A 4,432-nucleotide genomic window follows, 5' to 3' on the forward strand; every position below is an offset into this window, starting at 1 on the left:
CTGTCGCAGATGCTCGCCACAGTCCGACACTGTCCCCGCCCCCACGAATCAACAGATTGCTCACTGGCACCGAGCAATCCAAGGGTCCACACCCCGAGGCCGCCCGCCGCAAGGCCCAGCACGAAGGGAAGTACCAGGCCGGTCATGAAATATCCTGCCCTGCGGCAGATTTCGCAGTAGCCCCACTCGGCGTCGATGCCCTACAGCAGTCCGGCACCCGACGCCGACCGGTGCCGATCTCGAAAGCGAGGTCCATATACCCGAGAGACAACTCGGCCAGTCGCTGCCAGGCGTAATGCTGTTGCCTCTGCTCGATGTCCTGCCGCAACGCGGCGAAAGCGGACACCGAGAACTCGGCGAGCCGATCCACCACCGCACCAACAGTTTCGGTGTGCATGAACGCCGCACCGAGCGCCGGTGTTACCGATCGCGCCACATAGCAATCGATGCCGTGCACCAAAATCGCTCGACGACAGTCGATCTCACAGACCTCGTCATGACCGGCAACCAATCGCGCTTCATGTAGACCAGCTAGCTCGTACGCCGCCAACAGCATGGGATGCGGATCCGGCACCGTACCCGCGCAAGCCGCGAGAACCGTTTCCTTCGAGGGCAATTGAGTCACTACGACCACCCCGCTCGTACGAACATTGCGGAACCACTGCTGCCAGTGACGATCACCGATTCCCGGCTGACGCTGCGACTGGCACTAGATGTGGCGGTCATCACATAGTAGATTTTCTATTACTTAGAAGTCAATGGACAGCCGACTGCTACAAGGCACTGGACGCTGCATCAACCCAGCTCCGAGTGAGAGGATCCGACGGTGGCACCTTCCTCACCGATCGTCGCGCGCTGGGAACTCATGCTCCGACTGCGGGAGCGACGGTTGGAGCTCGATATCGGCCCGGCCGCTATCGCCAAGAAGCTGCGCATCTCCAGCGGCTACTGGTCCCATATCGAAGGTGAGCGAAATCTACTGTCGGAGGACAAGCTTCGAGTCCTGCTGCACTGGCTGGAGTTCGACGACGACGAGAAGCGAGAGCTATTGCAGCTCCGGGTCGTGGCCAGGCAGCGGGCGTGGTGGTCACACTATTCGGGACTGTTCGGGGCCGACCAATTGCGACTTATCGGGCTCGAGCACGGCGCCCAAACGATCCAGACATACGAAACAGTCGTATTTCCTGGACTTTTGCAGGCCGAACCTTATGCGCGGGCGATCATCGCCTCAGCCGTCGGTAGCGTTCGGCCGGCGGAGGTAGATCAGCGGGTCGCTGTTCGGATGTTGCGACAGCAGCGGCTCGGCGGCGACGATCCGATCCGCTTGATCGCGGTGATCGGACAGGCCGCCCTGGTACATGAGACCGGCGGACCCGAGGTCCTGCGACAACAGCTCGATCACATCGCACAGCTCATCCAGCAGCATCCGGACACCCTCGACGTTCGTGTCATACCCTTCTCGTGCCGCGAAGGTAATGCCCTCGGCGGGGCGACCTTTCACCTGCTCGATTTCGAGAACACCCGGCTGCCGACCCTCGCCTGGCAGGAGTCCGCAGTCGCCGGAGAGACCACCGACAACGACATACGGATCCGCGAACTGTCCTACGCATTCGGCCAGGTGCAGTCGATCGCACTTGACCAGGAGAGCTCGCTGAACCTGATCAGACGATCAGCTCGCGAACTAGAATCGCGGGCATGAGTTCCATCGCTGGAGGTTGGGTGAAATCGTCATACTCCAATGCCAGCCAGAGCTGCGTCGAGGTTCGGTGGGCCACTGACAAAGTGCTGATCCGGGACAGCAAGTACCAGCGAGATCCCGCGAATAACCCGGCCGATCAGCCGTTCATCGCTGTTCCGCTGCGGATCTGGGACACCTTCTTGCAGAAGGCAGTTGGTGAAATCGACGGTCCCAGCGGACTTCCCACGGTCGAGCAGGATGATCTGGGGGTGTCGCTCCGATTCGAGGGAATTGCCTTGCGGTACACACGCGTTGAATGGGCGGCGTTCTGCGACGGTATACGGGCGGGCGAGTTCGTCTGTGCGTGAGAGCAGTCTCAGCTCGGTTCGGCCAACTCTGGACGCGTCACGACGTACGACCTGGCGAAAAAGCAGTTTCAGCGGCGACGGCGGCGGCGGAAACTGCGTCGAGGTCAAGTTCTCTGGTTGCTCAGTACTGATTCGGGACAGCAAGTACCTGCGGGATCCGGCGAATGACCCAGCACGTCAGCCGGTCGTTGCGGTTCCGCTGCAGGAGTGGGATGTGTTTCTGCGGATGGCCGTTGATGCCACGTTGGTGTTGCCCGGCCTACGCGGTCAAAGATCGAGGTAGGGCGGCAATTATTGCCGTTGTAGGGCGGTGTTTGACCGGTGAGGCCGGTTTTCCACAGGGGCAGAGTTATCCACAGGTGTCCACATTCGGCGGCGGTGGGTGCGGTGGGTGTCGCCAGCGGCGAAGAGACTGCTGTGTATGGGTTTTCATGGGGTGTGGACTCGCAGGGAGTTGATCGGTTCGGGGATGTCGGCGTCCACATTGGACGATCGGTGTCGGGCGGGGATGTATACGCGGGTACTGCCGGGGGTTTACTGCGTCGGCAGGGTGACTTCACTGGCACGCTGCGCTGCTGTTGTTGCTTGGATTCCGGGCGCCGTGCTGAGTCATCGGACTGCGGGGTGGTTGTGGGAGATGTTGCCTGAGCCTGTGGTTTTCGAGGCGACCATTCCTGGAGGTGTGCATCGGGTCGTGCCGGAGTGGGTCACGCTGTATCGGCGGGATCTGCCGGGCAGGGATGTGCATGAGGCTTGGGGGGTGGCGGTTACGTCGGCTGCGCGGACTCTGATGGATTGCCTTGGGGTGCTGCCGGAGTCGGCGGCGGACGAGTTGGTCGACTTGCACTTGGGGAAGACCGTCGAGCGGGATGCGGTGCTCGAGTTGTGCGATGGGGGTGGGGTGGGGGCGCCGGGGTTGCGGCGGCAGGTTTGGATGGCTGCGACCAATGCGTTGTCTGAGCCGGAGCGGCTATTCGCCAGGGCGGTTGCGCAGCGGCGGGTGCGGCTGTTGGCCAATCATTCTGTCGGGCCTTATGTGTGCGACTTCGTGCATAGGCGGTCGCGGACGATTGTCGAGATCGATGGGCGGGAATTCCACAGTGGGGCGGCGGCATTCCGGCGGGATCGGCAGCGACAGAATTGGTTGGTGCTGCAAGGGTGGTTGGTGCTGCGGTATGCGGCGGCCGATATCTACCAACAGCTGGAGCGGTCCGCTGATGAGGTGGTCGCTGTCATACACGACCGGGGTAGGCGGCGGTGAGGGGGCGCTGCCGTACACGACCGCGAGGTAGGCAGCGGTGAGGTGGGCGCCGCCGTACGCGACCGGGGCTGCGGCGGTGAGTGGGCGGTGTCAAACGTGACCGAGGGTGTGGCAGGGGCGGGGGCGATTGTCGGGTGCGGTGGGTGGGGTTGCGAAAAATGTTCGGGGAGTGGGGATTTTACGGAATAACTATATGAAACATGTGTATTCCATTTGTTTGGGTGGGGCTTTTGCGGAGGATTCGCGGTGGCGCTGCCATAATTGGGTTATCTGGGACGCCGCGGCGTGCCGGTCCGGCAGGAAGTGGTGGACGGCACGCCGCGGCGCTTATTCAGGTGGATTGTGTGGCTGCTGGGGCGTATCGGCGCTTTGGCAGCCTCACGTCCTCAGGCTTGCGGGGGGTAGGTGACCGAAGAACCGGTTCCCAGGACCTTGGCAATCAGGAGGAGGAAGTTGTTGATCGCACTTCCGCTATCCATGGGGGACTCCTAGACGCCGGGGGTCGGCTGGATGATCGAGGTCGACGAACCCGAGGTGATCAGGTGAGCGATGGCGGCCAGGATGTCGAGGGCGCCGCTGCCGGTACTGGTAGGCATGTTGATCCTTTCGAGAAGTGTTGCTTGGAACGGAAGCGACTAGTGCGGGGTGTAGCTGGCGGTGGAACCGCTGCTCAGGAACTTCAGCACCGTCGCGAGAATGCCGGCGATGTCGACGCCGCCGGTGGGGTCCGTGGTCGGCGGAGTGGTGGTACGGGTGACCTTCATGTGTTCTTTTTCCCTTTCTGACGGGGTGCTGATGCGCCCCGGGTCGGTGTTGCGGGCTGTATTGTGCCGCAAAGTCTTTCGGGTCAGTGGCTATTCGGCTTCACTGGCCATGAAGTCCGCGAGTGATTTCGGACGCATATCCGTCCAGTGCGACTCGACGTACTCCAGGCAGGCCCAGCGCGGAGCCGGGCCGTGCGCGATGGTCCAGCCGCCGGGGATGGTCGCGAACACCGGCCACAGCGAGTGCTGGGCCTCCTCGTTGACCAGCACATAGAACTGAGCGTCTTCATCGTCGAATGGATTGCTCATTCTCGAAAACCTTTCTTACCGTGGGAGTTCGGATCGGGGGGAAATCGGTCTG

At 62.2% G+C, this 4,432-nt stretch carries 7 protein-coding genes; 4 read left to right on the top strand and 3 right to left on the bottom strand.

Annotated features, from left to right (window positions below; genetic code table 11):
* Positions 1 to 142: 142 nt before the first annotated feature.
* The gene (locus OG326_RS40235; RefSeq protein WP_327142329.1) at positions 143 to 625 is read right to left on the bottom strand and encodes a DUF4254 domain-containing protein; all 483 of its coding nucleotides are present in this window, start codon (positions 623 to 625) and stop codon (positions 143 to 145) included.
* Between the two features lie 201 nt (positions 626 to 826).
* On the opposite strand from OG326_RS40235, the gene OG326_RS40240 reads away from it, so the two are divergent.
* From OG326_RS40240 to OG326_RS43120, 4 genes are all read left to right on the top strand, one after another.
* Positions 827 to 1,699, top strand: coding sequence for a Scr1 family TA system antitoxin-like transcriptional regulator (locus tag OG326_RS40240; protein ID WP_327142330.1), 873 nt, complete (start codon positions 827 to 829; stop codon positions 1,697 to 1,699).
* The gene (locus OG326_RS40245; RefSeq protein ID WP_327142331.1) at positions 1,696 to 2,046 is read left to right on the top strand and encodes a DUF397 domain-containing protein; all 351 of its coding nucleotides are present in this window, start codon (positions 1,696 to 1,698) and stop codon (positions 2,044 to 2,046) included. The genes OG326_RS40240 and OG326_RS40245 overlap by 4 nt, the downstream gene beginning before the upstream one ends.
* A complete protein-coding gene (locus tag OG326_RS40250; protein WP_327142332.1) occupies positions 1,937 to 2,329 on the top strand; it encodes a DUF397 domain-containing protein in 393 nt (130 codons plus the stop codon). The genes OG326_RS40245 and OG326_RS40250 overlap by 110 nt, the downstream gene beginning before the upstream one ends.
* A gap of 651 nt (positions 2,330 to 2,980) precedes the next feature.
* Complete coding sequence (locus OG326_RS43120) at positions 2,981 to 3,307, top strand: endonuclease domain-containing protein (RefSeq protein WP_442791098.1); 327 nt, start codon at positions 2,981 to 2,983, stop codon at positions 3,305 to 3,307.
* Between the two features lie 635 nt (positions 3,308 to 3,942).
* Here the strand turns inward: OG326_RS43120 and OG326_RS40255 are convergent.
* Both OG326_RS40255 and OG326_RS40260 read right to left on the bottom strand, forming a co-directional pair.
* The gene (locus OG326_RS40255) at positions 3,943 to 4,071 is read right to left on the bottom strand and encodes a hypothetical protein (RefSeq protein WP_327142333.1); all 129 of its coding nucleotides are present in this window, start codon (positions 4,069 to 4,071) and stop codon (positions 3,943 to 3,945) included.
* A 90-nt stretch (positions 4,072 to 4,161) separates the two neighbouring features.
* Positions 4,162 to 4,380, bottom strand: a complete 219-nt coding sequence (locus tag OG326_RS40260) for an MbtH family protein (RefSeq protein WP_327142334.1) — start codon at positions 4,378 to 4,380, stop codon at positions 4,162 to 4,164.
* Positions 4,381 to 4,432: the final 52 nt, after the last annotated feature.

The organism is Nocardia sp. NBC_01327 (assembly GCF_035958815.1).
In the GTDB taxonomy this organism is placed as follows: domain Bacteria; phylum Actinomycetota; class Actinomycetes; order Mycobacteriales; family Mycobacteriaceae; genus Nocardia.

Bases quoted from the DNA above. Each gene is read 5' to 3' on its own strand.
- OG326_RS40245 (WP_327142331.1), top strand. From the start codon at position 1,696: ATGAGTTCCATCGCTGGAGGTTGGGTGAAATCGTCATACTCCAATGCC.
- OG326_RS40250 (WP_327142332.1), top strand. From the start codon at position 1,937: ATGATCTGGGGGTGTCGCTCCGATTCGAGGGAATTGCCTTGCGGTACA.
- OG326_RS43120 (WP_442791098.1), top strand. From the start codon at position 2,981: ATGGCTGCGACCAATGCGTTGTCTGAGCCGGAGCGGCTATTCGCCAGG.
- OG326_RS40255 (WP_327142333.1), bottom strand. From the start codon at position 4,071: ATGAAGGTCACCCGTACCACCACTCCGCCGACCACGGACCCCACCGGC.
- OG326_RS40260 (WP_327142334.1), bottom strand. From the start codon at position 4,380: ATGAGCAATCCATTCGACGATGAAGACGCTCAGTTCTATGTGCTGGTC.